The following is a 26380-nucleotide window of genomic DNA, read 5'->3' as shown; positions in this document are numbered from 1 at the left end:
TAGCCGGTCCCGAGACCATGCGCGCTCTGTCGTCGTTCAAGGTCGCGCCGGAGGAGGTTCCGGGCTCGCTGGGGCCGCTGGAGACCGAAGAGGCGAAGCAGGGCGGTGCGGCAGTCGTCACCGGGGCTGGTATTGAGACCGCGCGCCAGCAGATAGACATTGCGGCGGAACGGCTTGCCGGCGTTCCCGGCCTCGAATGGCTGTCCGGGGCGCTCACCATCATCGCGGTCCTCCTCGTGCTTGGTGGCCTCTCCTGGGCCGCTTACGGCTGGTGGAAAAGCCGGCAGACCGACGAGGGCGACGCCATTCCGGAGGCGGTGTGATGTTCGGCCTTGGAACATGGATCAAGCTGGGTGCGGCGCTCGCAGTGCTGGCGGGTCTCGCCTGGTCGCACACCGCAGCCTACCGCGCCGGCGCCAATGACGAGCGCCGTGCCGCGCTCGAGCGCTCCGTCGACCTTCTCCGCGAAAGGAACTCCACCGATGAGACAATTCGCAATCTGGACGATGCTGCTCTTTGCCGGGCTCTCGGCGGCCGGATGTCAGACGACGGCACCTGTGAGTGAGTGCGACGGCTGGCGCAAGCTGACGCCGGCAGCACCGACGCGCGATTTCATCATCCGCAATGACCGACCCTTCGCAGAACATGTGGCGGCTCACAACACGTTCGGGGCGGGGAGAGGATGCTGGAGATGATCGTTCTTCGCCTGGCGACAGGCATCCGTGAGCACTTTCCTCAGCGTGTTTCGGAATGGGTGCTGACCGGCGCCATACTCGGCTGGGCCGCGGTTCTCTCCGGTGACGGAAACACCTTCGCGAATGCGCCCTCCTTTTCCGAACTGGCGCGCATGGCGGATGAGGACACTTGGGCCGTGATTTGCCTCGTGGTGGGGCTGCTGCGCCTCACCGCGCTGGTCATCAACGGCACCTTCCGAGCTTTCCCATACTCGCCGCACATGCGCGGGCTTGCCTCTTTCGCGGCCTGCATCTTCTGGGGACAGGTTGCGTTGGGCATGATGCTGGCGTGGCTCAACCATGGCGCAGCCGGGACCGGTATGGTGATCTACCTCGCCGCCATGGCGCAGGACGCGTGGAACCTCTTCAGAGCATGGGCAGACGTCGGTGCTTCACAGCAGGCGAGGGTGGTGAAGCGCGATGAACCTGGACTCTGAACAGATCGTCCCGATTGCCCAGCTCATCGGCTACGGCGTGCTCGGGATCCTCGCAGCCTTCGGCTTGTGGTGGGGCCAGCGCCGGAAACCGCCCGAAGAGCAAACGATGGAAATCGCGGGAGCGCTGATCGATAGTGGCGCGGTCAAGCAGCTCGCGGCGGCAATCGAAGCCAACAATGTCGAGCAGGTGCAAAACCGTCAGGCGGCGGAGCGCAACCGTGCCGTGCTTCACACCATCTGCGAGAACTCCGAAGACTTGGCGCGGGAGATCGGAGAGCTCCGCCGCGAGATGCGCGAGCTCGGGAACGCGATCCGGAAGCGGTGAAACTTTTCCCCGGCACTTCAGTTAGGATGACCGGAGCCCCTCACCCCGGGATCCCTTTCAGTACCAATTCGCCCCGCTGGCTCCGGCCGGCGGGGCTTTTTTCGTTTTGGAACATCCCTCGCGTTCTGCCGTTCCGGGTGCATGCACGAAGAAGCAGCTTACGACGAGGAATTCCAGGCATCGTTGCCCCGGTCGGCGACCATGGAAGGCGATGACCTTACGGTAGCCGATGTGCGCTCAGACGGCTTGGTGATCGTGACTGACGGGGAGAGATCGGCGCCCTACACGCCCCTTCAAGGGGAGCCGCTAGAGGGCAGCGATCTGAAGATAGTCCCCAGGTATGTCGAGGCGGGAGCCTTCACAGAGGCAAACTGCGTCTCGCTGACCGACGGCAGGAGAATTGCCGTCTATGTCCCGGTTCGGTCTGCTTGACCGCTCATTAGGAATGCAGTTGGTTTTGCGGCGGCTGCGCATCGGACGGCTGCATGCACTCGCGGATGTTTCTCAGAACCGCAATGAACTCGTCCAGATCGTCGCGGGTGAGGGTGACTGTCGCGCCGTCGAGCTCGGGAAACTGCAGGGCGACTTGCGTGTCGTCCTTGTTCAAGAATGCGTTCAGGGTGATCATCTCAGCCTCCGCTTTGGCAGACGAGCAATGGTGAAGGCATCCGGTCTCATCCCTCGGTCAATGTCGCGCCACGTGACCGGAGCGGCGACCGGAAAGCCGGACCTCGCCCGTGGCGAATAGGTGCCGATCGCGGTCGTGCCCCGGCCATTGCGGAGATAGTCGATGAAGAGCTTCCCGCGACGCGCAGCCTGCGCGGAAGTGGTGTAGCGGTCGTCTGTTCCGGCGAACTCCTGAGCCAGTCGCTTGGCGTAGGCATGCACTGCGTTGTGCGTCATCTTCTCCGGCAGCGGCGCCATGAGATGAACGCCCTTGCCGCCGGTCAGCTTCGGCCATGTCGCGAAACCTTCCTGCTTCAGCCGATCGCGCAGGTTCAGCGCGGTCTCGACCACGAACTCCCACGCAATGCCCTCGCCGGGATCGAGGTCGAAAATCAGCGTGTCCGCATGCTCTATGTCGTCGATCGCCGCCGCCCAGGGGTGCACTTCGACGACACCGATGTCGACCAAGCCCAAGAGGCCGGCAAGATCGTCCACCCACAGCCGCACGCCTTCGCCGCCCTCGCGCTTCTGGATGCGCAGCTGGTGCACCTCCGGCGGGATCGGGGGGAGCGGCCCCTTGTGATAGAACGTGGTGCCGTGAACGTGCCGCACCAGCTTCAACGGCCGGCCGCCGAGGAATCCCAGTGCGCGGTCCGCCACCCGCGTCCAGTAGTTGGCGAGCTGCTCCTTTGACGGCACGACCGCGTCCGGCAGCAGCTGTAGAATGTTCTCCTTGGGCACGCCGCTACGGGTTGCCGCGACTTTCGGGGCCTTGCGTACGGGCGCCTGGCTCTCCTCTACCAAACCCTTGAAGACCGCCTCCCGTAGCAGGCCGTCATCCGTCTCTGCGCCATACGCAATGTCGGCCTCGACAATTGGCTCGACCCAGGTGGCCTTCGGCTTCTTGATCGGATGAGACAACGGGCTCTTGCCGGTGATGTGCGGGTCGAGCCTTTCCCTGATTGCCCGCGCGGCGGCCATTGTGTAGCCGGTTTCAGCCTTGCCGGCATAGACCAGGCGGTCTTCCTCCCATCGGCCGAGATAGAGCGAGGCAATCCGGCGCGGGCGCGCGCCCAGCTTCTCCACAAATGCGATGATCGGGAAAGAGGCCCGTTTGGCGCATTTGGCCTTGATCCAGATTTCCTGCCGCCCTGATCGGTAAGGCGCGTCCCGACGTTTCGAGACGATGCCCTCCAGGCCCAGTTTGCAGGCGTGCCGGTAGACCTGATCGCCTTCCTCCAGCTCGAGGAAATCGACATAGGCCAATGTGCCGGCCTGCTCGCCAAGGAGGTCCTTCAGGAGGGCCTTCCGATCGACCAGCGGGAGGTCGCGCAGATCATGTCCGTCGAGGTAGAGCAGATCGAATGCCTGGAAGGTCAGGCGGGTCGAGCTTCGCTTTCCCAGCTCACGCCGCAGAGCCTGAAAATCCGGCAGGCCAGTCTTGCCGAAGACCGTCGCCTCTCCATCCATGATCAGCTGGCGACCAGCAAGGACCTTTGCCGCTTCCGCGATCGGCGCGAAGCGCTCCGTCCAGTCCAGGCCTGTGCGGGTGTAGACCCTCACCTTGCCGTCATTGACGTGCAGCTGCGCCCGGTACCCGTCGATCTTGATTTCATGCACCCAATCATTGCCGTTGGGCGGCCGCTTGCGCAGCGTTGGGTGGCATGGTTCTATGAAGCCGGGGAAGGGCGCTCGTTTCGCGTCGCGGTATTGCTCCAGCCAAGACGGCGGCCGGTGCGCCGGTTCAGATCGAACCGCCCGCTCCGCACGAAGGGCACTTGTACGCCGCCCGATCGCCAAAACTCGAACTCCCGGTACTCAAAACAGACCGGACTCAATCTTCGATGGGGTGATTCGTTCCGGGGGGGGGGCGCTCAGCGCTGCCGCTTTGACGGATCGAAGGGTGGGTTCAGGATCTGCATGAGCTCGGCTCGCGCCTCTATCCAATCACGACGCTCCTCCTCGGTCGCCTCTTCCCACTTCTTTCCCTTGAGCGCTTCAAAATCCCTGATCACTGGCTCATCCTGTGTCACTTGCTCTTCCCCTCCAACTCAAAGCGGGTTGACCGGCTCTATGCATTTCGGACCCTTCGCCTTGTTCGAATTAACCTCCCGGCCGACGCGGTAGAACCGCAGCTGAGAGTCGATATTCCTTTCGAACAGCAGCGGCTTCAGCGTCTCGCCAGGCGTGGAAGGGTCCAGCCATTCGTCATAAGCGGCCGGGTCCAGAATGGCGGGCTGACGATCATGCAGCTGCGAGATCGGCTCAGCCGCCGCCATGGTGATGATCGTGCAACTCGTCACGTCCAGCCTCTTGTTATAGGCCCAGAGGCCGGCGAAGCTGAACGGCTGATGATCTGGCAGGTGAATGTGCCAGGGGTCGCGGCCGTCGTCGCCGGGGTTCTTTGTCCACTCATAGAAACCATCGGCTGGGATCAGACAGCGCGTCGTCCTCCATGCATCCTTGAAGGCGCCGGAGCTGTCGGCCGTCTCGATCCGCGCATTGAACATGGCTGCCTTGGGCATCTCCTTCGCCCACCATGGCACCAACCACCAGCGGCCCAGGTGAAGCTTTTGCGCGCCGTTCTCGCCGGCTGTGACGAAGGGCACCTCGTCAGTAGGGCAGACGTTGTAGTTCGGCTCGTCATTGCGCTGCTTTTCCCAGTCGAGCGTCAGGCGGTAGAGGCCGTGGATCTCGGACCAGGTGAGGTATCGGGTGAAACGGCCGCACAAATGTCACTTCTCCCACAAAATTGTTACCTTGCCGGTCTCCGGGTCCACCCCTCCGGTCTTTGCCGTCCAGACGATTCGCCCCTTCTCGCAAAGTTGAACGATCGAATAGGAGCGCATTTGGAGCGCCTTCTTGTAGGCGACATATCCTATGCCGAAATTGGCGCACTGGGCCAGTTCCTCGACAATCTCGAAATTCTCGTCAACCGAATAGACGGAAGCAGGCCAGTCCTGCCGCGGTGGCCGTAGGGGCATATGCTTCTCCCCTCTAGGCTACGTGCTGCGTTTTCGTAACAACCGATATGGTAACTGATCCGCCCTTGTGACCGCACCGCTCGCAGCGGATCGCATTCCTGAGCCTGTCGTCTCCGATACAGGAATAGTCCGGTCCGAAGGTGGCGATCATCTCCTTCAGGTCCAGCACCTTGTGGTGGCCGCAGAACGCCGAGCCACAATGGGCCGTGAGCTGCATTTCGTGGTCGACCAAATCCTGAAGGGTGCGGATGATGTAGCGGCGCATGACCGTTCCTCGTGTCTTTGGGCGCCGCAATGAAAGGGATATATTCCTGTTTTGTTCCGGGTGTCAACCGCACCAGCTGACACGCTTCCCCGGCCGCCAGGGCAGGGCATAGCCCTCGCGCAGAAGCACTTCGCCGACGTCCTCTCCGTTCGGCATCCTCACCCACACCAGCGGCCGGCGGTACCGGTCGCGCACCCCGCTGTCCTCGATCCTCACCTCCTGCCGCAGCAGTTCCTCGAGGCGGCGCTTCGCCTGCTCGCCGAGGAAGCGCTCGGCTTGGCACTGCGCGTTCCCGATCTCAGGCGTGTCGATGCCCGACTTGTTCGGCTGGCCGGGGCCGAGCAGGCGCATGTTCTCGCCGTCGCAGCGGATGCTATCTCCGTCTATGGCCATGAGCGAAGCGCAAAAAATGATCGTTGCGGCGGCGCTCATCGAGTCGGCCTTATCGGTGGCGCATCAGAATTGAGGTGTCTCCACGAATCCCCGCGGAGGGCCTGCCGGATCGCAGAATCGGACACCCCTCTAGATCGCGCTCGCTCGATCGCTTCTTTCTTCCCCGCCCGCATCGCCCTTACCTCATCGGCGCGTAAGCGCGCGCGTCCTGCCATCTCGCCGCGAGCTTGGCGCTCCTTCTTTTGACGGTCAAGAAGGTTCACGGTGTTCGTAGCGAGGAACAGGTGATCCGGGTTTACACAGGCTGGGTTGTCGCAGGTATGGCAGACGAGCAGGTTGCCAGGCTCGTGGTCACAATAAAGTCGAAAGGCAACACGATGCGCCTTGTCGACCACGCGTGCTGACCCTTGGCCGGAACTGAAATGGCCGTAGCCTTTCCCGTGTTTGGTTCCGGTCCATTGCCAGCAAGTACCGTCGGGTCCGTGCCCGGCTGATTTGTCGACCTTCTCTTCAAAGCGGCAAAGCTCGCTGCAGTGGACCGACTTGGGCTCGTTGGTTCGGTAGATGACGCCGCAATGCACACACGACTGGTCGCGCATCCGGCCGGTGTTCCCATATCTTTTTAAAGCAAGCCAGTGGTTGCGGCACACCGTTTGTGTGCAATAGGCGGCCTTGCCGCACCCTTCGACCGAGCAGAGGCGGGTCATAGCGCCTTCCCGGCATACCACTCTAGTGCCTCTCGCTCTTCACGCGACAGTTTAGATAGCGCTGCGTCGCGGAGCCTCTTGCGTTCTAGTCCTCTCGCGCGGTGCTCCTTCATCATGGCATAATCAGCGTCCGCCGGAACCGACCATGTGAAGCTCTCCCAGCGCGCCGTGTTCGGCTTGTGCGGGCCAACAAGGCTGATCTCGACAGGCTCGAACACGCTTCTGTCCGGCGCGTGATCCGCTGCGTAGCGATCGATCTTGGACTGGTCTTCCGGACTTGCTGCTCGTGAACCGTCATGCCGGAGCATGTCCAGCGGGAACGGCCATGCCCCTCGAACCGTGTAGCAAACTTCCTTCATGTTCTTGCCTCCTTAGGTGATATCTTCTATTTAGGTGATATCAGGTATCGCCGTCAATAGGTGATATCTCTTTTGGAGGCGAGATTGACCGAATTGTTGATATCAGGTAGCCACCGACCGGTGGGCAGGAAGCAGATCAATCACGAGCAGATGCCGGCGCGCTTCCCGGAAGGAACGCTCGCGCGAATGGATGCCGTATTGAAGCCGAAGGAGAAGCGTTCCGACTTCATCCGTGAAGCCGTCGAACGCGAACTGGAACGCCGGGAAGCTGAGCGGGACTCTTAGTCCACAGCGGCGAGGTGTAAGCAGGTGATGACGGTGGCGGCGGCGAGGGTCAGCATGCCAAAACCTTCCCAATCATTGCGGAAACATTGCGTGGCCGGATGGGGAGGTCTGTAGCTTTCGGGTAAGCCGTTGATTTTTCTGGTCGGAGTGGCAGGATTTGAACCTGCGACCCCCTCGTCCCGAACGAGGTGCGCTACCAGACTGCGCTACACTCCGCGACCAGACGGCGGGCTTATAGCCGCCGCACAAAGCCTTCGCAAGCCGAAAGGTCGGCAGGCGACGATTCAATAAGGGCTGGAGACGTCGCCCGTCTCCACATAGACCGACTTGATCTGGGAGTAGTGGTCGAGCGCCGCAAGGGCGTTCTCCCGGCCGATGCCGGAACTTTTCATCCCGCCGAAGGGAAGCTCCACCGGGGTCAGATTATAGCTGTTGATCCAGCAAGTGCCCGCCTCAAGCTGTGCGATCACCCGGTGCGCGCGCGCCAGATCGCGCGTGAAGACGCCCGCGGCAAGGCCGAATTCGGTATCGTTGGCGCGCTTGATCGCCTCTTCCTCGGTCTCGAAGGAAAACACGCACATCACCGGACCAAAAATCTCCTCGCGCGCGATGCGCATGTGGTCCTGCACGTCCGTGAAGATGGTGGGCTCGACGAAGAAACCGTTCTCGAACCCCTGAAGGCGAGGGGCGGAGCCGCCAAGATGAAGGCGCGCACCCTCCGCTTTGCCGGTTTCGATGTAGGAGAGAACCCGGTCGCGCTGCGCGGCGGAAACGAGCGGGCCCAGATGCGTCTCCGGATCGAGCGGGTCGCCCAGCCGGATGGCGCGGGTCCGCTCGGTAAGCCGCCCGAGGAACCGGTCATATATTTCCTTCTGCACGAAGACGCGCGTTCCGTTCGAGCAGATCTGGCCGCTGGAATAGAAATTGCCGAGCATCGCGCCGCCGACCGCGTTCTCCACATCGGCATCGTCGAAGACGATGAGCGGCGACTTGCCGCCGAGCTCCATCGTGGCCGCCTTCATATGTTCTCCGGCGAGCGCCAGGACCTTCTTTCCCGTGGCGACCGAGCCGGTGAGCGATATCTTTGCGACGCCCGGATGGCTGGCGAGCGCGGCTCCCACCTCGCCGGCGCCCTGGACGACGTTGAAGAGGCCGTCGGGAAGGCCGGCCTTGGTGAAGATTTCAGCCAGCGCCAGCGCCGAGAGCGGCGTGTTTTCCGACGGCTTGAAGACCATGGCATTGCCGGCGGCAAGTGCCGGCGCCGCCTTCCAGGCCGCGATCTGGATCGGATAGTTCCACGCCCCGACGCCCACGCAGACGCCGAGCGGCTCGCGCCGCGTATAGCCGAAGGGGCCGCCGAGCTCGATATGGTCGCCGTGATGGGCCGCGACCGCGCAGCCGAAAAATTCGAGCGCGTCGGCGGCGGAAGCGGGGTCCGCCACGCGCGTCTCCTGGATGGCCTTTCCCGTATCGAGCGTCTCGAGCCGCGCCAGCTCCTCATTGCGGTCGCGCAGGATCTCCGCCGCGCGGCGCAGCACGCGGCCGCGCTCCGTGGGCTTCAGCCGCGCCCAGGAGGCCTGCGCCTCGCGCGCCGCCTCGACGGCGAGCTCGACGATATTGGGAGTGGCAAGGTGCAGCCGGGCGATGCTTTCCGCGGTCGCCGGATAGATCACCTCAAGCGGCTCTCCTTGGGTATCCTCAACGAAACTGCCGTTGATGTAGTGCGAGGCCTTCGGCTGTGCGCGCATTACTCGCCCTCCTTCAGCGGTCGGAAACCTGCCAGCGCGGGTTGATCCAGGGCTGCAGATTTGCAGGAGGCAGCAGCGCTTTGTCCAGAATATGGTCGGCCGCCTTCTCGCCCACCATGATCGTCGGCGCATTGAGATTGCCGTTGGTTATGCGCGGAAAGACCGAGGAGTCGGCCACGCGCAAGCCCTCGACGCCGATAACCCTCAGTTCGGGGTCAACGACGCTCATCGGGTCGTCGCGGCGGCCGATCCTGCAGGTGCCGCAGGGGTGATAGGCGCTCTCCACATGCTGGCGGACGAAGTCGTCCAGGGCCTCGTCCGATTCGACGTGCTTTCCGGGCGAGATCTCGTAGTCGCAGAACGCCTCGAAGACCGGCTGCGAAAAGATCTCGCGCGTGAGGCGGATGCAGCGGCGGAAGTCGATCCAGTCCTCCTCATGCGACATATAGTTGAAGCGGATTTTGGGCGCTTGCCGGGGGTCGGGCGAGGCAAGCGTGACCGAACCCCGGGATTTCGACCGCATGGGCCCGACATGGGCCTGGAAGCCGTGGATCTTTGCGACGGCCTTGCCGTCGTAGCGCATCGCCGCCGGCAGGAAGTGGTACTGGATATCGGGATAGTCGACGCCGGCGCGCGAGCGCACGAAGGCGGCTGCCTCGAAATGATTGGTGGCGCCGAGCCCGGACTTGAAGAACAGCCACTCCGCGCCGATCAGCGCCTTGGAGAAGAGGTTGAGCCTGGAGTGGAGCGTGATCGGCTTGCGGCAGGCCTGCTGGATATAGAGCTCCAGATGGTCCTGCAGGTTTTTCCCCACGCCGGGCCGATCCGCCACCACGTCCAGCCCCAAGCCGCGCAGTTCCTCCGCTGGGCCGATGCCCGAGAGCATCAGGAGCTTGGGCGAATTGATGGAGGAGGCGGCAATGATCACCTCACGCCGCGCTTTAACCACTTGAATCGAGTTGCGAGCTTCGATCTCGACGCCGGTGGCGCGTTGATTCTCGATCCTCACCCGCCGCGCGAAACCTCTGACGAGACTCACATTTTTTCGCTTGAGGGCCGGGCGCAGATAGGCGTTGGCGGCTGACCAGCGCCGGCCCATATGGATCGTCTGCTCCATCGGCCCGAACCCTTCCTGCTTCGAGCCGTTATAGTCCTCGGTGATCTCGAAGCCTGCCTCCCGGCCCGCCTCGATAAACGTCTGGTAGAGCGGGTTGAGGCGCGAGCCGCGCTGGACGTGGAGCGGCCCGTCCGTGCCGCGCCAGCCTTCCTCGCCGCCCTTCACATTCTCCATGCGCTTGAAGTAAGGGAGCACGTCCGCAAAGGCCCAGCCCTTGGCGCCCGCCTCGGCCCAATGGTCGTAGTCGCGCGCATGGCCGCGCACATAGACCATGCCGTTGATGGAGGAGGAACCGCCCAGGACCTTGCCGCGCGGCGTGGCGAGCGTTCGGCCGCCCAGATGCGGCTCAGGCTCGGTGCGAAAACCCCAGTCGTAGCGGCGCATGTTCATCGGGAAAGAGAGGGCGGCAGGCATCTGAATGAAGGGCCCCATGTCGCTGCCGCCATATTCGATGACGATGACCGAATGCTTGCCGCTCTCGGAAAGCCGGTAGGCGAGGGCGCAGCCCGCCGAGCCTGCGCCGACGATGACATAGTCGGCCTCAAGCATGGCGGCTGCCTCCAAGGCGCAGCGCGAGATAGTCCTCGACCAGGGCTATGGCGGACGCGGCGTCCGGCGCGCCGTCCTTGAGCGCGTGGCGGATATAGAGCCCGTCGACGAGCGCGGCGATGCCTTCGGCGGTGCGGGCGGCTTCCGCCGCCGGCATCAGCGGCCTCAGCGCGAAGAGGAGGTTTGAGTTGAGGCGCCGGGCATAGATGCGCAGGAGGCGGCGGAGCGATGGCGAGCGCTGCGCTTCGACATAGAAGGCAAGCCAGGCGGCTATGATCTCCGGACGGAACTGCTTTGGCGAGAAGTTGACCTCGATGATGGCGCTTATGCGGGCCGCGCCAGACAGGCCGGCCACCGCCTCCCGCAGGTCCCGCCCGAGCTCCGCCAGGATGTGCCGCATCGCGGAGAAGAGCAGGTCCTCCTTCGCGCCGAAATAGTGATGCGCCAGCGCCGGCGTGCCGCCGCCGCGGCCGGCTATGTCCGACATGGTGACATCGAGCGAGCCGCGCTCGCCGATTGCGCTTATGGCGGCGTCTATCAGAGCGCGGCGGCGCAGCGGTTCCATTCCGATCTTCGGCATGGGTAAAGCTTATTTTTGATTGAGCCATCAATCAATAAAAAATCGCGGAACTCTTCGGACCCTCTGCGTGCGCTGCGGCTGAAACCAGGGGAAAACCTGGCTGCGGCCGTGCGGCCGCTTCATGTAGCACGACGAAACACCGCCGATATGCTATCCAAGAGGCGAGCGGAGGAGAGGGTGCGTGGCAGGGCTCTCCCATAGGACAGCGCTGAAATGACCGAGGTGGCCCTCGTCACCGGCGGCGCCTCGGGGACGGGGCTTGCCGTGGCCGAGCGCCTGCTGGGCGATGGCTGGAAAGTGGCGATCGTGGATGCTGACCGGGCGGCGCTCGCCGAGGCGGAGGACATGCTCGCCGGCGAGGAGGCCATCTTTCTCGCCGCGGATGTGACGGACGAAGACGAGATCGCGGAGATTTTCGACCAGGCGGTGGACGCGTTCGGGCCAGTCACCGCCCTCGTCAATGCTGCCGGCCTTCGCCGGGAAGCACCATTCGAGGAGATCAGTGCGGAACTGTTCCGTCAGATCCTCGAGGTCAATCTTGTCGGCTCCTTCATCGCCGCCGAAGCCGCGCTGGAGCGGATGGGTGATGCGCTCGCCGTCGTCAATCTCGTCTCGGTCAGCGGCCTGCGGGCCAATAGCGGCCATGCCGCCCTGGGAGCCTCGCAGGCGGGCGTCAGGATGATGGGCGAGGTGATGGCGCTGGAGCTTGCAAGCCGTGGCGTGCGCGTCAACGCCGTTGCCTGCGGGCTCGTCGAGGCGGCAGACAGCCCGGCTCAGTTCGGGGCCGAGGGCGCCTGGCTCGAACGCACACCGCAGCGCCGCGCCGCAAGGGCGGCGGAGGTCGGTGCTGCGGTGGCCTACCTACTTTCCGCCGAGGCGGGCGCCGTGACCGGTCACACGCTCGTGGTGGATGGCGGCTTTTCCGTTTCCGGCTTGCTGCGCGACGGCTGAGCGGCCGCCGGCCACAGATCGATCCGGCCAAGGCCGGGAAGCTTTATCGCCGGATGCAGGAAGTCGAGGCCCGCCACCAGGCCGAGGAAATTGAACTCGAGGCCGAGATCGAGGCCAAGCGCGAGTCCCGCATAGCCGCCGAGCGAGAGGCGGAAATCCGACCAGTCCGCATCATGCTCGAAGACCAGCCAGCCGGGCCGGAAGTCGCGGCCGATGGCGTTGGGCGGCATCAGCGCGCCGAGTTCCGGCACTTGGCTTACCACATGGGCGACGAAGGAGTTGGAATTCGGGCCGGGCCAGATGGAATAGTCGCCGCGCGCGGCATAGGGATAGCTTTCGATCGCCGCGCGCATCTTCGGGATGAGGCGCTCGGCGTCGGTGCCGACAAGCGCCTTCACCACATACGGGCGGTTGGAATACCAGTGTCCGTCAGGCGGATAGGCGTTGCGCCGCACCGGATTGCCCCATCCCACTTTGTCGTAGCGCTCGTAGTCCGCGCCCCCCGGCTTGAGCACGATCCAGGTATGGACGGCGAGCGCGCCCTTCAGCCCGCCGGTGCGGGCGGCCAGCACATAAATGGCAGGTTCCCGGCTTTCCGTGGCGGGAGGAAGCAGGCCGGAGGAGCTCCACTCGGCATCGCGCCAGGAGCCGGGCCGGTCCTGCAGCGCCCACCAACCGGCGAAGCTGCCGGCCGGCAGCAGGAAAAGGACCAGGATAAGGCTGAGGAGGAGCTTGATTTTACGCACGGCGCTCGATCTTAAGTGGCTTCAACGGCGGATCGGATTGCAAGAAGTTGGTGAGAGAATGGCGAACCCGGTGCTGGTCGAAGTGCTGCGCGGCGGGGTGGTGGAGAGCCGCCATCGCGGCGCGGTAGCCGTGGCCGATGCCGACGGCAGGCTGGCACTCGAGATCGGCGATGTGGGTAGGCCTGTCTTTCCCCGTTCGGCCGTGAAGGCGATCCAGGCGCTGCCGCTTCTTGAAAGCGGTGCCGCCGATGCCTTGGGCTTCGGGAACCGCGAGATCGCGCTCGCTTGCGCCTCCCACTCAGGGGAGCCCGCGCATACCGAGTTGGCGCGCACAATGCTCGCAAAGGCTGGGCTCGACGAGGACGCCTACGAATGCGGCGCCCATTGGCCGACGGGACACAAGGCCCTCATCGAGCTTGCGCGATCGGGCGGCGAGCCTGGGCAGATCCACAACAACTGCTCGGGAAAGCATGCCGGGTTTCTCTGCACTTGCGTGCATCGGGGCATCGACCACCATGGATATGTGGGCCACGCTCATCCGTTGCAGGAGATGGTTCGCGAGGCGCTGGAGGATGTGACCGGGGCCGCGCACACCAGCGACATGCGAGCTACAGACGGCTGTTCCATCCCCACCTATGCGGTGCCGCTGAAGAACTTGGCGCAGGGCTTTGCGCGCATGGCGACCGGCGCGGGACTGTCACGCGGGCGGGCGGCCGCCGCCAGGCGGATTCTTTCCGCCTGCATGGCCGAGCCTTTTTATGTGGCCGGCACCGGGCGGGCCGATACGGCGATGATGGAGGCCGGGAGGGGGCGCATCTTCACCAAGACCGGCGCGGAGGGTGTGTTCTGCGCCGCTATCCCCGAACTTGGACTGGGCATTGCGCTCAAATGCGACGACGGGGCAGGGCGGGCGGCGGAGGTGATGGTGGCCGCCGTCCTGCGTCTCCTGCTGGCCGCGGATGATCCGCTGCGGGCGGCGCTTGCCGTCATGGCCCGGCCGGTGCTGAAGAACTGGCGGGAGATCGAGGTGGGCCTCATGCGCCCCGCTGGCGCCTTGGCCATCGCGGACTAGCCGGCGCGGTTTCCCCGCACCGTCAGGTGGGCAAAGCCGCTTTCCTCCTGCAGCGCCAGATCCCGGGTCACGGCTTCCGCCCAGCGGTGGCCGACAATGGCGCCGCGCTCGGCGCCTTCGATGATGTTGTCGGTGATGAGCGCCGAGCCGCTGCCCTCGACCACGGAGACGCCGATGCCGAGGCCCGCCTTGCGGATGACATTGCCGGTCGCGATCACGTTGCGCAGGAAAGGACCCCAGCCGATCTGCATGGCCCAGGCGGGCGCGTTCTCGATGACATTGCCGGTGACGGTGCTGTCCGCCTCGACGGAGATCCCGCAACCGAAGCCGGGCGGGCTCGGCTCGTACGGCCCTTCCGTGGTGAGATTCCGGACGATGTTGCCGGTACAGGTCGCCATTCGCCCGCCCTCGTTGAAATTGACGATGGAAATGCCGTTGGCGGCGCCGTCGACGATGTTTCCTTCGATCACCGCCCCCTCGAAGGAGAATTCGCTGTAGATGGCCGTTTCGCCCGAGCGGAGGCAATGGTTGCCGCCGATCAGCACATTGCTGCCGCTGTTGGAGCGGATGGCGGAGAAGGCGCAGTCGGCGATATGGTTGCCGGTGACAGCAACGTCATGGGCGAGATAGACATTGATGCCGTTGCCATGCTGTCCCGTGCCGCCATTTTCGGCCCTGACCCGCCTGACGCGGTTGTTCGTGACCATGGAGCCGTCGCTGCCCGCCTGCCAGCGGTGGACGAGAATGCCGCCGTTGCCGCAGTCCGACACCGAGTTCCCGTCAATCGCGATTCCCGTCGCGTCGATCGAGTGGATGCCGATATCCGCTGCGTGAGAGACATCCGTCCTCTCGACCCGCCCGGCCGCCCGCTCCAGCCGGATGGCGCTTCCGCCGCTGTCGAGGACGGTGCAGTCGCTGATGGCGACATGCTCCGCGCCGCGCAGATCGAGAAGTGCCTTGACCTCGCCGGCAAGAGCCGCATGCGCGCCGTCGAGCACCAGCCCCGCGAGGGTCAGGTGCTCGATCTCCCGGCCGCTGAGGAGCGCGCCGCCGCCATTCACAATCCGGCTCGCGCCGGCAACGCCGAAGAGGCGCACGCGCGGGGGCAAGTCGATATCGGAGACGATATAGTTGCCCGGCGGCAGGAAGATCGGCATGTTCTCCGCGCTGGCCCGCTCCAGCATTCTTGCGAAGGCGTCTCGCTGGTCATCGGCGGCACCGGGTCGGACGCCGAATTCTTCCGCATTGATAGAGCCGCGGATTGACCGGAACAGCGCCTCCTGGCCGAAAGCTGCCCGTGGCGCCGCAAGGCCGAGAACGGCAAAGCCGGCGCTGGCTTTGAGGAGATGGCGTCTGTTCATCGCGTACCCCGTAGCTGCCGAAACGAGGATAGGTGCCGCTACTCCTCTTCGCGCCTCACCGTATAGTCGCGGAAGAAAGCGGCGGCGCCTTCCTCGTCGATCTCGCCTGCGGCGAGCATCGTGACGAGCTGGATCACGTCCTCCTGGCTTGCCTCGAGGCTGAGGCCGTTGAAATAGAGGAAAAGATCGGCAGCCGCGAAGCCGGTCCGCTTGTTCCCATCCACAAAAGGATGGTTTTTCACGATTCCGTACAGATATGCCGCGGCAAGCTCGCAAAGATCCGGCTGGCCGTAAGCTTCTTTGTACAGCGGCCGGCTGAGTGCGGATTCGAGCGCGCCTTCGTCCCGCAGACCTGCTGCGCCTCCGTGGAGCCGCAACTGCTCCCGATGGAGTGCCTCCACGAAGGCGCGGCTGTGGAACTCCGTCACTTGGCCAAAGCCCGATAAGCCACCTCATACTTCTTCATGCGTTGCCGAGCGATCGACATCTTGCGCTCGAACTCCTCCGGATCGTCCGCGAGGGGGCGAAGGCGCAATTCGTGACCTTCCTCCAGCACATTCAGCACGTCGCCGGCTTTGAGGTTGTGCCGGTCGAGCAGTTCTTTCGGCAGGATCACGCCTTCGGAATTGCCTATTCTGCGGATGGTGACGTTCATCGCTCTGCTCCAGATGTTATAACACATGATATAACATCGGAGGTTCACTCGGCAAGGGGACGATGGCCGGCTGGACGATGCGCTGTGAACCCCAGGCGCCTACTGGGTCTCCCGTTGCGGCAGGTCCTCAAACGCGCTGGCCGCCCACGGGATGGCCGAACGGCACCACATCTGCCGCTTCGGCGAAAGCCCACGGCGCTGGTTGATGCTGCCCCAGCGGATGCCCCAGTCGCCCTGATCGGGATCCTCGCCGCATACGAAAACCGGCGAGCCGCATTCGGGACAAAAATACTGTCGGCGCTTCCGGCCGCTTTCCCCCGTCTTGGTATAGACCCTGGGCGGATTTCCGGTGAGGCGAATATCGCTGCGCGCAGCCTGCACCGAGACGCGGTAGGGCGAGCCCGTGAGCCTCTGGCAGTCGTCACAGTGACAGATATGGACGCGCTCCGGGTCGATCTCCGCCTCGTAGGTCACGTGACCGCAATGGCACTGCCCGTCGATCTTCATCGCTCTCCTCCGGGTTGCCCAAACTCTATCAGAGCCAGCCCTTCCTGCGGAAGAAGATCAGCGGCAGGATTGCCGAAAGCACCATGGCGATCAGAGCCGCGGGATAGCCCCAGACCTCGTCGAGTTCCGGCATGAAGTGAAAATTCATGCCGTAGATCGAGGCGATGAGCGTCGGCGGCATCAGCCCGACGGCGGCCACCGAGAAGATCTTGATGATGGCGTTCTGCTCCACCGTGATGAGCCCCACGATGGTGTCGAGCAGGAAGGTGATCTTGTTCGACAGGAAATCGATATAGTTCTCGAGCGAGCGCGTGTCGCGCTCCACCGAGGCAAGCCGCGAGCGTGCTTCCTCGCGGAGCGGCCCGTTTTCCATATTGGCGATGACATAGGCGAGGAGCCGGCCTATCCCCGACAGGCTCTCCCGCACTTTCGAGAGGAAGGCGCCCTGGCTGCCGATGCGCGTCAGGATGCGCCGGAACTCCTTCGTGCTCATGGGGCGCTGCTGCTGGTGGCGGTGCAGGATCATGTTGGAGGCGGACTCGATCTCCTCCGTGACGTGTTCGAGGATATCCGCGAGCCGGTCGGTGATCGCCTCGAGCAACCCGATCAGGACCGACAGCCCGGTGCAGTCCGCCTCCACGAGCCCATTTCCCGGCTTGGTGGCGCGGTTGAGGAAAATCGAGAATGCCTTGGGCTCGCTGTAGCGAACCGTTACCAGCCGCTTGCCGGCGAGGATGAAGGAGATTGGCGAGATGACGCGATGCTCGTTGACCGCGTGCAGGATGGGCGCTGTGAGGTACTGAACCTTTTCTTCCATGTAGAAGCGGCTCGATTCTTCGATCTCCACCATGTCCTTGTCGGTGGGGATCGGCGCGCCGATCCATTTCTCGACCGTCGTGTCCTCCTCCGCGGAAGGATTGAGCAGGTCGATCCAGAGCGCGCCTTCGGGAAGCGGCTCGCCCGGCTTTATTTCGGCGCCCCTGAGCCGGTCGCCATCGGTGGTGTAGACTTTGATCATCTGCTGGGTACCGGAACGGAGAAGTGGGAGACGCTTTATGCAGCCGAAAGGTTTCGCGCGGGATCCAGCAACCTGTCGACCAGCCGCTCCGCCGCTTCGGCAATCACGGTGCCGGGCGGGAAGATTTCGGCCGCGCCCGCTGATCGAAGAGCATCGAAATCATCGGGCGGGATGACGCCGCCGACTGCGATCAGGATGTCGTCGCGGCCGAGCCGCCTCAGCGCCTGTTTCAGCTCCGGCACCAGCGTGAGATGCCCCGCGGCGAGCGAGGATACGCCGACGACATGAACGTCCCTCTCGTCCGCCAGCCTCGCCACCTCGTCCGGCGTCTGGAACATCGCCCCGACACTCACCTCGAAACCGAGGTCGCCGAAGGCCGTGGCGATGACTTTCTGGCCCCGGTCGTGGCCGTCCTGGCCGACCTTGGCGACGAGGATGCGCGGCGGGCCGCCGGTGCGCTCGCGGAAAAGGGCGACCTTGTTTTCGGCTCGCAGGACGGCCTCATTCTCGCCCACTTCCTTCCGGTAGACGCCTGAGATGGTGCGGATGTCGGCTACGTGACGGCCGAAAACCTTCTCCAGCGCGTAGGAAATCTCGCCCACCGTCGCCTGGGCGCGCGCGGCGCGAATGGCGAATTCGAGCAGATTGGCGCCGCGCTCCGCCGCCTCGGTGAGTTCGCCCAACGCCGTCTCCACCCGCGCCACGTCGCGCGTGCCCTTCAGCTGCTGAAGCTTTGAGAGCTGGCGCGCCCGCACCTCCGCATTGTCCACCTTCAGCACATCGACCGTCACGTCCTCCTCGGGACGGAACTGGTTGACGCCGATGACGGGCTGCTCGCCGGAATCGATATGCGCCTGGGTGCGCGCCGCCGCTTCCTCGATGCGCAGCTTCGGCACGCCTTTTTCGATCGCCGCCGCCATGCCGCCGAGGCTCTCCACCTCCTCGATATGGGCGAGCGCGCGGGCGGCAAGGTCATGCGTGAGGCGCTCGACGAAGGCCGATCCGCCCCAGGGGTCGATGATGCGCGTGGTGCCGGACTCGACCTGCAGCACGAGCTGCGTGTTGCGGGCGATGCGGGCGGAGTGGTCCGAGGGCAGGGCCAGCGCCTCGTCGAAGGAGTTGGTGTGCAGCGACTGCGTGTGCCCCTGCGTCGCCGCCATGGCCTCGACCATGGTGCGGACGATATTGTTGTAGGGATCTTGGGCGGTGAGGGACCACCCGGAGGTCTGGCAATGGGTGCGTAGCGCCAGCGAGCGCTCGTCCCGCGGCGAAAAATTCTTCTTGACCAGGGCCGCCCAGATGAGGCGCGCGGCCCGCATCTTCGCCACTTCCATAAAGAAATTCATGCCGATCGCCCAGAAGAAGGACAGACGTGGCGCGAAGCGGTCGATGTTGAGGCCCGCGGCGAGACCCGCGCGGATATATTCGATGCCGTCGGCGATCGTGTAGGCAAGCTCCAGATCAGCGGTCGCGCCAGCCTCCTGCATGTGATAGCCGGAGATCGAGATGGAGTTGAATTTCGGCATGTGCTCCGCCGTGTAGGCGAAGATGTCCGAGATGATCCGCATGGACGGTTTTGGCGGATAGATATAGGTGTTGCGGACCATGAACTCCTTCAGAATATCGTTCTGAATGGTGCCCGCCAGGTCCTCCTGGGCAACGCCCTGCTCTTCCGCCGCGACGATATAGAGCGCCAGGATCGGCAGAACCGCGCCGTTCATGGTCATCGAAACCGTCATCTCGCCCAGCGGGATGCCGTCGAAGAGCTGGCGCATGTCGAGGATGGAATCGATCGCGACGCCCGCCATGCCGACATCGCCCGCCACGCGCGGGTGGTCGCTGTCATAGCCGCGATGGGTCGCAAGGTCGAAGGCGATGGAGAGGCCCTTCTGGCCGGCCGCCAGATTGCGCCGGTAGAAGGCGTTCGATTCTTCCGCCGTCGAAAACCCGGCATATTGGCGGATCGTCCAGGGCCGCTGGACATACATCGTGGGGTAGGGGCCGCGGATGAAGGGAGGCAGGCCGGGATAGGTGTCGAGATAGGGCAGATCCGTGATGTCGGCCGCACCATAGGCGCGGCGGATGGCGATGCCCTCGGGCGTCTTCCAGCGGCCTTGCGGCCAGCCGGGCTCGATCCCCGCCGGCGGCGACCAGGCGACGGCGGAAAAGTCCGGGATCATGCGGGCTCTCCAAGGCCCTCGTCGATGCGGGCCGCGGCAAGCGGGATGCAGGCCACCGCGCCGTCGGTCGGGATGGGCTGGCGCTCGGCGGAGAGCGTCGTGAATGGCCGCTCCTGTGCGAGCTTGTAGAGCGTGGTGCCGACGATGTTGCGGTTGCCCTCGCGAAACTCGGCAAGGCGCCTTGCCCGGGCGGCGTCGATGCGGCTCTGGATATGCCCGTGGGCAAGGCTGCGCAGAACCCCGCCCTCCTTCTCGATCTGGCGGAATTCTTCCCACGCCTTTTCGCACAGGCTGTCCGTCAGCGCCTCGATCGCGCCGGAGGCGGCCGCCGGATCGGCGACGAAGTCGAGCCGGCTCTCGCCGGCAAGGATCAGCTGCGCGTTGCGCGCGAGCCGGCGCGCAAAGCCGTCCGGCAGGCCGTGCGTGATGGTGTGCGGCAGAACGGAGATGGAATCGGCACCGCCGCAGGCGGCCGCGAAGGCGGCGATGGTGGTGCGCAGGATGTTGGTTTCCGGATCGCGCGCCGTCATCATGCGGTAGGAGGTCTCTGCGTGGACAGTGGCGGGCGAAGGTCCTATGGAGCACGCCTCCAGCATGCGCGCCCAGAGCTTCCGCAGGGCGCGGATCTTGGCCATGGACAGGAACTGGTCCTGGTCCACGCTCAACGCGAAGCCGATATGCGGGACCGCATAGACAAGCGGCTGGCGCGCCTCCTCGAACATCCTCAGATGCGCGACGGCGGAGGCGAGCATGATGCCCAGTTCCTGCGCCTCCGTCGCGCCGGCATTGTGGAAGACGCGCCCGTCCGCCTCGAGCAGGATTCCCGGCAGCGAGAGAGCGAAATAGCCGGCCAGCGACGGCGGCATCGAGGCTTCCAGCGCTTCGATGGACATGCGCAGCCGGCCCGTTCCGGCGAAGAGCGAGGCCGGATCGATGCCGAAGGAGAGGTTGAGCCGCGCCGGATCGGCGCGCTTCTTCGTCAGGATGTCGACCAGCCAGTCCACGGAGGCGCGGCTCTGCGGATGGACGTCGATGCGCAGGTGGATGTCCTTGAGCGGCAGGTCGGCAAGGGCGGTCTCGAGCACCTCCGGGTTCGACGGAAGGCCATAGCGGAATGCGTTGGGCGCGCCGGCAAAGACCAGCGACAAGCCCTGCGCCCCCTGCGCCAGGTCCTCCCTTGCTTGAGCATTGGCGCGGACGGGATCGGGATCGTCCATGCGCTGGATGAGCTTCCATGGCGAGGCCGGATCGCGGCGGGCGAGCGGCGAGGGGTTGGAGCTGCGCTCGTAGAGCGGCTCGACAGGGATCCCGTCGTCCGTGTGGCGGATCAGGGATTCATAATCGGTATCCTTGCCCAGTGACCTCGCGACAAGCTCCAGCCACTGCCCTCGATCGACAGCGGGGAAATCCGCATTGCTCAGGATCGAGCGATCCATCAAGGCTCCCTTTCTGCGCACCACGGGCCAAGTTTAGGATGACCTCACGCCTGTCGCAATGCGCCGTTTCGCCCTCGCATCCTTTTCTTCCGGCGATGTGCAGAATGTGCAGCTGCCGGAAGAATGCGTTGTGCGGCGATGCCGCTCTGACTATACCGGATCGGTGCTGCGGCGGAGAACGAGGAGGGGCCATGACGGCGGACGATAGCATTTTCATCGGTGCGAGCCGGCACAAGGACGACAGCTATCAGCGGGCGGAAAAGCTGCTGCTCGGCTATGGCAACCGGCACGGCCTGGTCACCGGCGCCACCGGCACCGGCAAGACCGTGACGCTGCAGATCCTTGCCGAAGGCTTCTCCAAGGCCGGCGTGCCGGTCTTCGCCGCCGACATCAAGGGCGATCTTTCCGGCGTGGCGATGCCGGGCGAATTGAAGGATTTCCTCGTCAAGCGGGCGGCCGATGTGCGGCTCGACCCCTATCAGCCAGAGCAGTTCCCGGTCGTCTTCTGGGACCTTTTCGGCGAGAAGGGCCATCCCATCCGCGCCACGGTCTCGGAGATGGGGCCGCTGCTCCTCTCCCGGCTCATGAACCTCTCGGAAGCGCAGGAAGGCGTGATGAACATCGCCTTCCGCATCGCCGACGAGGAGGGCCTGTTGCTCCTCGACATGAAGGACCTGCAGGCGCTGCTGTCGAACATCGCCGAGCGGGCGGATGAGATCGGCGCGCGCTACGGCAATGTGTCGAAACAGTCCGTCGGCGCCATCCAGCGCTCCCTCCTGATCCTGGAGCAGCAGGGCGGCGAGCATTTCTTCGGCGAGCCTGCCCTGCGCATCGCCGACCTGATGCGCACGACGAGCGACGGCCGCGGCGTGATCAGCGTGCTTGCGGCTGACAAGCTGATGATGAATCCGCGGCTTTACGCGACGTTCCTGCTGTGGCTTCTGTCGGAACTGTTCGAGGAGCTCCCGGAGGTCGGCGACCCGGAAAAGCCGAATCTGGTCTTCTTCTTCGACGAGGCGCATCTCCTCTTCGACGAGGCGCCCAAGGCGCTCATCGACCGGGTGGAGCAGGTCGTGCGCCTGATCCGATCCAAGGGCGTCGGCGTCTATTTCGTTACGCAGAACCCGCTCGACGTGCCGGAGACGGTGCTGGCGCAGCTCGGCAACCGCATCCAGCATGCGCTGCGCGCCTATACGCCGCGGGAGCAGAAGGCGGTGAAGACGGCCGCCGAGACCTTCCGTCCCAACCCGGAATTCGATTCCTTTGAGGCGATCACGCAACTCGGCACTGGCGAGGCGCTGGTCTCGACCCTGGAGGAAAAGGGTGTCCCCTCGATGGTGCAGCGGACGCTCATCCGCCCGCCGTCCTCGCGCCTCGGCGCCATCACTGATGCCGAGCGGCGCTCGATCATGCAGGCAAGTCCGATGGCCGGTCAGTATGATCAGACGGTCGACCGCGAATCGGCCTTCGAGATGCTGCAGAAGCGGACGGCCGCCAAGGCCGCGCAGGCCGAACAGGAAGCGCAGGGAGGCGGGCAGCAGAGCGGATCGGGGTGGACGCTGCCGGATTTCGGAAGCTCGAGCGGCCGTCCCGCCTCGCGCGGCCGTGCCAGGAGCTCCAGCCGCCAATCGGTCACGGAAGCTGCCGTCAAGTCCGTGGTGCGCTCGGTAGGAACCACGCTCGGCCGCGAAATCATCCGCGGACTGTTGGGAAGCCTCAGGAGAAGGCGGTAAGAGAAGAGGGGAGGCACGGAGCTCCCCCTCGATCGATAAAGCGTGCCGTTCAGGAGAGCCGAAGCGCCCGACGCGCTACACCGCCCGCAGCCCGCTGGTGACCAGCACGGGCGTCCCTTCGGGAACCCGGTCGAAAAGGTCGATCACGTCCTGATTGATCATGCGCACGCATCCCGAGGACACTGACTTGCCGATGGTCCACCATTCCGGCGAGCCGTGGATGCGGTAGAGCGTGTCCTTGCCGTCCTGGTAGAGGTAAAGGGCGCGAGCGCCGAGCGGGTTCATGATCCCGGGATCCATGCCACCCAGCCATCGGCCGGTCGCCTTGTCATAGGTCGTGCGGTATCTCTCCAGCTCCGGCTGCCGCAGGATCATTTCCTCCGGCGGATGCCATCTCGGCCACATGGTCTTGCGCTCGATCTGGGCGCGGCCGGCCCAGGCAAAGCCCTCGCGGCCAAGGCCGACGCCGTAACGCAAGGCGCGGCCGCCGCCGCGGACGAGATAGAGGAAGTGCTGCGCGGTATCGACGACGATGGTGCCCGGCGCTTCCCCGGTAGGGTCAAGGACCTCCTGGCGCAGATAGCGCGGATCGATCTTCTCCACCGGAACGGCGGGGATTTCAAAGCCGTTGTCGACAATCGCGCCGTACATCATGGATGCGGCCTGCGGGGCGAATGGCGGCGGCGGTGGGGCCGGCCGATAGGCGATCGGCGGCGGCTCCGACGGCACATTCGCACAGCCGGACAAGACCGCGACGCCGGCGAGGGCGCCCGATAGGAATGCGCGGCGGGATAGGGTGGAGGGTTGATCGGATTCGGACATGTTCTCTTGGTCTTTAGGGGATGCGGCCCCGTCGCAGGCCGGACGCGGATGAAACGCGAAAGACTCTTTGCCGAGGAGACTCGTCATGGTGAATCCAACCTTGTGGCGCTCGACGCAAGGTGGAGAAACGGGCGCGAGTCCATATTGTTCGCCCGCTATTGCAATTCTGCAACGCTTCTCAGGTCACGGTTTCGTCAGCGCGCCGTGAGCAGGCCCTCGAGCGAGGGAAGGACCAGTTGCGGCTGGTGCCGGACGTATTCGTCCGGTTGGCCGCTGCGGTTGATCCAAACCGTGCGGAAGCCGAACTTCGTCGCGCCCGCCACGTCCCACCGGTTCGACGACTGGAAGGAGATCGTATCGGGATAGACGCGGAGCGCGGTAGTCACCAGCTCGTAGACGGCCGGATGCGTCTTGAACCTGCTCACCATGTCGGCGGAAAAGATGTCGTCGAAGAGCGTGTCGAGGGCGGCCGACTTCACCGCTGCTTCGAGCATGGCTGCCGAGCCGTTGGAAAGGATCGCGAGCCGCGCGCCGCCGGCCTTCAGCGCGGCGAGAACGGATGGTACCTCGGGATAGCAGTCGAGCCGCCAGTAGGCATCGAGCAGCTTCTGCCTGAGCGCCGGATCGACCGAAGGCACCTTCCGGAAAGCGAAGTCGAGCGCACGTTCGGTCAAGGTCCAGAAGTCGGTATAGTCCTCCATGAGGGTTCCGACCCATGAATATTCGAGCTGCTTGGCGCGCCAGATTTCCGACAGGAGTTGCCCCTCGGGGCCGGCCTCCTCCGCGTGGCGGCGCACTGCCGCATGCACGTCGAAGAGCGTGCCGTAAGCATCGAAAACGAAAGCAGAAAACCGCATACGCTCTGGGTCCTGAAAGGGGCACTTTGACCGCATAGGCCATTGCCGGTCAAGCACCCTGGACCGACGCTTTGCGCGACCTGAAGGTTGACGGGGCGCCCGCAGGCGCTATCCCTGATGTTCAGGAGAGCAGCCATGAAGACCGTACCGCCTGCGCAATCGGTGACCTGGACCTTTCTCGACGGCGACTGGCATGAGGGCAATGTGCCGATCGCCGGCCCGCGCACCCATGCCATCTGGCTCGGCTCCTCCGTGTTCGACGGCGCGCGCTGGTTCGAGGGCGTGGCGCCGGATCTCGACCGCCATTGCCGGCGCGTCAACGCATCCGCCCGGGCGCTCGGACTGAAAGCCACGGTGCCGGCCGAAGACATGGTGGCGCTTACATGGGAGGGGCTGAAGAAATTCGACGGCAGGACCGCCGTCTATATCCGCCCCATGTATTGGGCCGAGCAGGGAGGCTATATGAGCGTGCCGCCCGATCCCGAAAGCACGCGCTTTTGCCTTTGCCTTTACGAAGCGCCGATGATCCCGTCCTCGGGCTTTTCCATTGGCGTTTCTCGCTTCCGGCGCCCGACCTACGAGACCATGCCCACCAACGCCAAGGCCGGCTGCCTCTATCCGAACAATGGCAGAGCGATCCTGGAGGCCAAGGCGCGCGGCTTCGACAATGCGCTCGTGCTGGACATGCTGGGCAATGTCGCCGAGACCGGCACCTCCAACATCTTCATGGTCAGGGACGGGCAGATCTTCACGCCCGCGCCGAACGGCACTTTCCTTTCCGGCATCACCCGCGCCCGCGTGATGAGCCTTCTTGCCGAAGCGGGCATGCCGGTAATCGAGAAGAGTCTCAGCGTCGAGGATTTCCTCGGGGCGGACGAGATTTTCTCGACCGGCAACCATTCCAAGGTCGTCCCGGTGATCCGGATCGAGGACCGCGAACTGCAAGCGGGCCCAGTGGCCCGAAAGGCGCGCGAACTCTACTGGGAATGGGCCCATTCGACCGGCGCAGGGTGACCTGCTAAGAGGGCGCCGCGGCGCTGTTGCCAAAACCGGTCCCGCACCCCATCTGGGATTGTGTATTCCAACCACTGTTTTTGAGGGAGACCAACATGGCCTTTGAACTGCCGGACCTGCCCTATGACTATGAGGCGCTGCAGCCTTACATGTCGCGGGAAACGCTGGAATTCCATCACGACAAGCACCACAAGGCCTATGTGGACACCGGCAACAAGCTGGCGGCCGAGGCCGGGATGGACAATCTCTCGGTGGAGGAGATCGTCAAGCAGTCCTATGGCAAGAACCAGCCCCTCTTCAACAATGCCGGCCAGCACTACAACCACATCCATTTCTGGAAATGGATGAAGAAGGGCGGCGGCGGCAAGAGCCTGCCCGGCGCGCTGCAGACCGCCATTGACAGCGATCTCGGCGGCTATGACAAGTTCCGCGCCGATTTCGTGCAGGCCGGCATGACGCAGTTCGGCTCCGGCTGGGCCTGGCTGGCGGTGAAGAACGGCAAGCTCGAGATCATGAAGACGCCGAATGGCGAGAACCCGCTCGTCCATGGCGGCACGCCGATCCTCGGCGTCGATGTGTGGGAACATTCCTACTATATCGACTACCGCAATGCGCGGCAGAAATATCTGGAAGCCTTCGTCGACAACCTCATCAACTGGGACCATGTCCTGGAAATGTATGAGCAGGCACGCGGCTAGCCCGGTAGGCCAGACGACCTGAAGAAACCCGGCCGGAAGGCCGGGTTTTCTCATGGATGCGCGTGGACGCGCTCACCCGCCGGTCGGAAACATTCCAACCGAATGAAGGACTTACTCACGAAAGCGTGATCGAAGGACGCCAAGATTCCCAATGGCCGCGGCCGAAATCGCGACTATGGTG

The 26380-nt window shown here is 64.4% G+C and carries 32 protein-coding genes and 1 tRNA gene; 10 read left to right on the top strand and 23 right to left on the bottom strand.

What is annotated here, in order from left to right; translation table 11 throughout:
* The 4 genes from RIN79_RS08200 to RIN79_RS08185 all read left to right on the top strand — a co-directional run.
* Nucleotides 1-323: hypothetical protein (locus tag RIN79_RS08200; RefSeq protein ID WP_309084145.1), on the top strand; the 323-nt coding region annotated here is incomplete at its 5' end.
* Nucleotides 323-565: a hypothetical protein gene (locus RIN79_RS08195; RefSeq protein WP_309084144.1), complete on the top strand. Its 243-nt coding sequence runs from the start codon at nt 323-325 to the stop codon at nt 563-565. The genes RIN79_RS08200 and RIN79_RS08195, both read left to right, overlap by 1 nt.
* Nucleotides 566-691: 126 nt before the next feature.
* The gene (locus RIN79_RS08190) at nt 692-1171 is read left to right on the top strand and encodes a hypothetical protein (RefSeq protein ID WP_309084143.1); all 480 of its coding nucleotides are present in this window, start codon (nt 692-694) and stop codon (nt 1169-1171) included.
* Nucleotides 1155-1496 carry a hypothetical protein gene (locus RIN79_RS08185; RefSeq protein ID WP_309084142.1) on the top strand — a complete coding sequence of 114 codons (342 nt, stop codon included), beginning with the start codon at nt 1155-1157 and terminating at the stop codon, nt 1494-1496. The genes RIN79_RS08190 and RIN79_RS08185 overlap by 17 nt, the downstream gene beginning before the upstream one ends.
* Before the next feature lie 439 nt (nt 1497-1935).
* Here the strand turns inward: RIN79_RS08185 and RIN79_RS08180 are convergent, their stop codons facing one another.
* From RIN79_RS08180 to RIN79_RS08140, 9 genes are all read right to left on the bottom strand, one after another.
* Nucleotides 1936-2124 carry a hypothetical protein gene (locus RIN79_RS08180; protein ID WP_309084141.1) on the bottom strand — a complete coding sequence of 63 codons (189 nt, stop codon included), beginning with the start codon at nt 2122-2124 and terminating at the stop codon, nt 1936-1938.
* The gene (ligD, locus tag RIN79_RS08175) at nt 2121-3881 is read right to left on the bottom strand and encodes a DNA ligase D (protein WP_309084158.1); all 1761 of its coding nucleotides are present in this window, start codon (nt 3879-3881) and stop codon (nt 2121-2123) included. The genes RIN79_RS08180 and ligD overlap by 4 nt, the downstream gene beginning before the upstream one ends.
* Before the next feature lie 155 nt (nt 3882-4036).
* Nucleotides 4037-4177: a hypothetical protein gene (locus RIN79_RS08170; protein WP_309084140.1), complete on the bottom strand. Its 141-nt coding sequence runs from the start codon at nt 4175-4177 to the stop codon at nt 4037-4039.
* 36 nt (nt 4178-4213) lie between these two features.
* Nucleotides 4214-4894, bottom strand: coding sequence for an SOS response-associated peptidase (locus RIN79_RS08165; protein WP_309084139.1), 681 nt, complete (start codon nt 4892-4894; stop codon nt 4214-4216).
* A 3-nt stretch (nt 4895-4897) separates the two neighbouring features.
* Nucleotides 4898-5146, bottom strand: coding sequence for a hypothetical protein (locus RIN79_RS08160; protein ID WP_309084138.1), 249 nt, complete (start codon nt 5144-5146; stop codon nt 4898-4900).
* A 13-nt stretch (nt 5147-5159) separates the two neighbouring features.
* Nucleotides 5160-5411, bottom strand: coding sequence for a hypothetical protein (locus RIN79_RS08155; RefSeq protein ID WP_309084137.1), 252 nt, complete (start codon nt 5409-5411; stop codon nt 5160-5162).
* 63 nt (nt 5412-5474) lie between these two features.
* The gene (locus RIN79_RS08150; RefSeq protein ID WP_309084136.1) at nt 5475-5843 is read right to left on the bottom strand and encodes a thermonuclease family protein; all 369 of its coding nucleotides are present in this window, start codon (nt 5841-5843) and stop codon (nt 5475-5477) included.
* On the bottom strand, nt 5840-6511 hold the full coding sequence (locus RIN79_RS08145; protein WP_309084135.1) for an HNH endonuclease signature motif containing protein: 672 nt from the start codon (nt 6509-6511) through the stop codon (nt 5840-5842). The genes RIN79_RS08150 and RIN79_RS08145 overlap by 4 nt, the downstream gene beginning before the upstream one ends.
* The gene (locus RIN79_RS08140; protein WP_309084134.1) at nt 6508-6870 is read right to left on the bottom strand and encodes a hypothetical protein; all 363 of its coding nucleotides are present in this window, start codon (nt 6868-6870) and stop codon (nt 6508-6510) included. The genes RIN79_RS08145 and RIN79_RS08140 overlap by 4 nt, the downstream gene beginning before the upstream one ends.
* A gap of 84 nt (nt 6871-6954) precedes the next feature.
* Between RIN79_RS08140 and RIN79_RS08135 the strand changes: the two genes are divergently transcribed.
* Nucleotides 6955-7155, top strand: a complete 201-nt coding sequence (locus RIN79_RS08135; RefSeq protein WP_309084133.1) for a YlcI/YnfO family protein — start codon at nt 6955-6957, stop codon at nt 7153-7155.
* Between the two features lie 139 nt (nt 7156-7294).
* Here RIN79_RS08135 and RIN79_RS08130 read toward each other — a convergent pair.
* The 4 genes from RIN79_RS08130 to betI form a co-directional block, all read right to left on the bottom strand.
* Nucleotides 7295-7371, bottom strand: a tRNA-Pro gene (locus tag RIN79_RS08130).
* A gap of 68 nt (nt 7372-7439) precedes the next feature.
* Nucleotides 7440-8903: a betaine-aldehyde dehydrogenase gene (betB, locus tag RIN79_RS08125; protein ID WP_309084132.1), complete on the bottom strand. Its 1464-nt coding sequence runs from the start codon at nt 8901-8903 to the stop codon at nt 7440-7442.
* A 13-nt stretch (nt 8904-8916) separates the two neighbouring features.
* Nucleotides 8917-10569, bottom strand: a complete 1653-nt coding sequence (betA, locus tag RIN79_RS08120; RefSeq protein ID WP_309084131.1) for a choline dehydrogenase — start codon at nt 10567-10569, stop codon at nt 8917-8919.
* Nucleotides 10562-11149 carry a transcriptional regulator BetI gene (gene betI, locus RIN79_RS08115; RefSeq protein ID WP_309084130.1) on the bottom strand — a complete coding sequence of 196 codons (588 nt, stop codon included), beginning with the start codon at nt 11147-11149 and terminating at the stop codon, nt 10562-10564. The genes betA and betI overlap by 8 nt, the downstream gene beginning before the upstream one ends.
* A 213-nt stretch (nt 11150-11362) precedes the next feature.
* Here betI and RIN79_RS08110 point away from each other — a divergent pair, with 213 nt between their 5' ends.
* The gene (locus RIN79_RS08110; RefSeq protein ID WP_309084129.1) at nt 11363-12100 is read left to right on the top strand and encodes an SDR family oxidoreductase; all 738 of its coding nucleotides are present in this window, start codon (nt 11363-11365) and stop codon (nt 12098-12100) included.
* On the opposite strand, the gene RIN79_RS08105 is transcribed toward RIN79_RS08110, so the two are convergent.
* Nucleotides 12043-12846 carry a DUF3750 domain-containing protein gene (locus RIN79_RS08105; protein WP_309084128.1) on the bottom strand — a complete coding sequence of 268 codons (804 nt, stop codon included), beginning with the start codon at nt 12844-12846 and terminating at the stop codon, nt 12043-12045. The genes RIN79_RS08110 and RIN79_RS08105 overlap by 58 nt on opposite strands.
* 58 nt (nt 12847-12904) lie before the next feature.
* On the opposite strand from RIN79_RS08105, the gene RIN79_RS08100 reads away from it, so the two are divergent.
* Nucleotides 12905-13918 (top strand): asparaginase, encoded by a 1014-nt coding sequence (locus RIN79_RS08100; RefSeq protein WP_309084127.1) that lies wholly within the window; start codon nt 12905-12907, stop codon nt 13916-13918.
* On the opposite strand, the gene RIN79_RS08095 is transcribed toward RIN79_RS08100, so the two are convergent.
* The 7 genes from RIN79_RS08095 to RIN79_RS08065 form a co-directional block, all read right to left on the bottom strand.
* Complete coding sequence (locus RIN79_RS08095; RefSeq protein WP_309084126.1) at nt 13915-15279, bottom strand: TIGR03808 family TAT-translocated repetitive protein; 1365 nt, start codon at nt 15277-15279, stop codon at nt 13915-13917. The genes RIN79_RS08100 and RIN79_RS08095 overlap by 4 nt on opposite strands.
* Before the next feature lie 38 nt (nt 15280-15317).
* Nucleotides 15318-15707, bottom strand: a complete 390-nt coding sequence (locus RIN79_RS08090) for a type II toxin-antitoxin system death-on-curing family toxin (RefSeq protein WP_309084125.1) — start codon at nt 15705-15707, stop codon at nt 15318-15320.
* On the bottom strand, nt 15704-15934 hold the full coding sequence (locus RIN79_RS08085; protein ID WP_309084124.1) for an AbrB/MazE/SpoVT family DNA-binding domain-containing protein: 231 nt from the start codon (nt 15932-15934) through the stop codon (nt 15704-15706). The genes RIN79_RS08090 and RIN79_RS08085 overlap by 4 nt, the downstream gene beginning before the upstream one ends.
* Nucleotides 15935-16033: 99 nt before the next feature.
* Nucleotides 16034-16441, bottom strand: coding sequence for a GFA family protein (locus RIN79_RS08080; RefSeq protein ID WP_309084123.1), 408 nt, complete (start codon nt 16439-16441; stop codon nt 16034-16036).
* Between the two features lie 28 nt (nt 16442-16469).
* Nucleotides 16470-17459, bottom strand: a complete 990-nt coding sequence (locus RIN79_RS08075) for a magnesium transporter CorA family protein (protein ID WP_309084122.1) — start codon at nt 17457-17459, stop codon at nt 16470-16472.
* Between the two features lie 35 nt (nt 17460-17494).
* Entirely contained in the window at nt 17495-19639 is a 2145-nt protein-coding gene (scpA, locus tag RIN79_RS08070) for a methylmalonyl-CoA mutase (protein WP_309084121.1), read from the bottom strand.
* Nucleotides 19636-21075 carry a methylmalonyl-CoA mutase family protein gene (locus RIN79_RS08065; protein WP_309084120.1) on the bottom strand — a complete coding sequence of 480 codons (1440 nt, stop codon included), beginning with the start codon at nt 21073-21075 and terminating at the stop codon, nt 19636-19638. Before RIN79_RS08065 ends, scpA begins: the two co-directional genes overlap by 4 nt.
* A 191-nt stretch (nt 21076-21266) precedes the next feature.
* Here RIN79_RS08065 and RIN79_RS08060 point away from each other — a divergent pair, with 191 nt between their 5' ends.
* On the top strand, nt 21267-22808 hold the full coding sequence (locus tag RIN79_RS08060) for a DUF853 domain-containing protein (protein ID WP_309084119.1): 1542 nt from the start codon (nt 21267-21269) through the stop codon (nt 22806-22808).
* Nucleotides 22809-22883: 75 nt separating this feature from the next.
* Here RIN79_RS08060 and RIN79_RS08055 read toward each other — a convergent pair whose 3' ends face one another.
* Nucleotides 22884-23630: a L,D-transpeptidase gene (locus tag RIN79_RS08055; protein WP_309084118.1), complete on the bottom strand. Its 747-nt coding sequence runs from the start codon at nt 23628-23630 to the stop codon at nt 22884-22886.
* A 194-nt stretch (nt 23631-23824) separates the two neighbouring features.
* On the bottom strand, nt 23825-24487 hold the full coding sequence (locus tag RIN79_RS08050) for a haloacid dehalogenase type II (protein WP_309084117.1): 663 nt from the start codon (nt 24485-24487) through the stop codon (nt 23825-23827).
* 135 nt (nt 24488-24622) lie between these two features.
* Here RIN79_RS08050 and RIN79_RS08045 point away from each other — a divergent pair, with 135 nt between their 5' ends.
* Both RIN79_RS08045 and RIN79_RS08040 read left to right on the top strand, forming a co-directional pair.
* A complete protein-coding gene (locus RIN79_RS08045; protein WP_309084116.1) occupies nt 24623-25501 on the top strand; it encodes a branched-chain amino acid aminotransferase in 879 nt (292 codons plus the stop codon).
* A 95-nt stretch (nt 25502-25596) separates the two neighbouring features.
* Nucleotides 25597-26199: a superoxide dismutase gene (locus RIN79_RS08040; RefSeq protein ID WP_309084115.1), complete on the top strand. Its 603-nt coding sequence runs from the start codon at nt 25597-25599 to the stop codon at nt 26197-26199.
* Nucleotides 26200-26380: the final 181 nt, after the last annotated feature.

Source organism: Chelativorans sp., from assembly GCF_031180965.1.
Taxonomy (GTDB): Bacteria; Pseudomonadota; Alphaproteobacteria; order Rhizobiales; family Rhizobiaceae; genus Chelativorans.
This window is presented reverse-complemented; position numbering and strand designations above follow the sequence as displayed.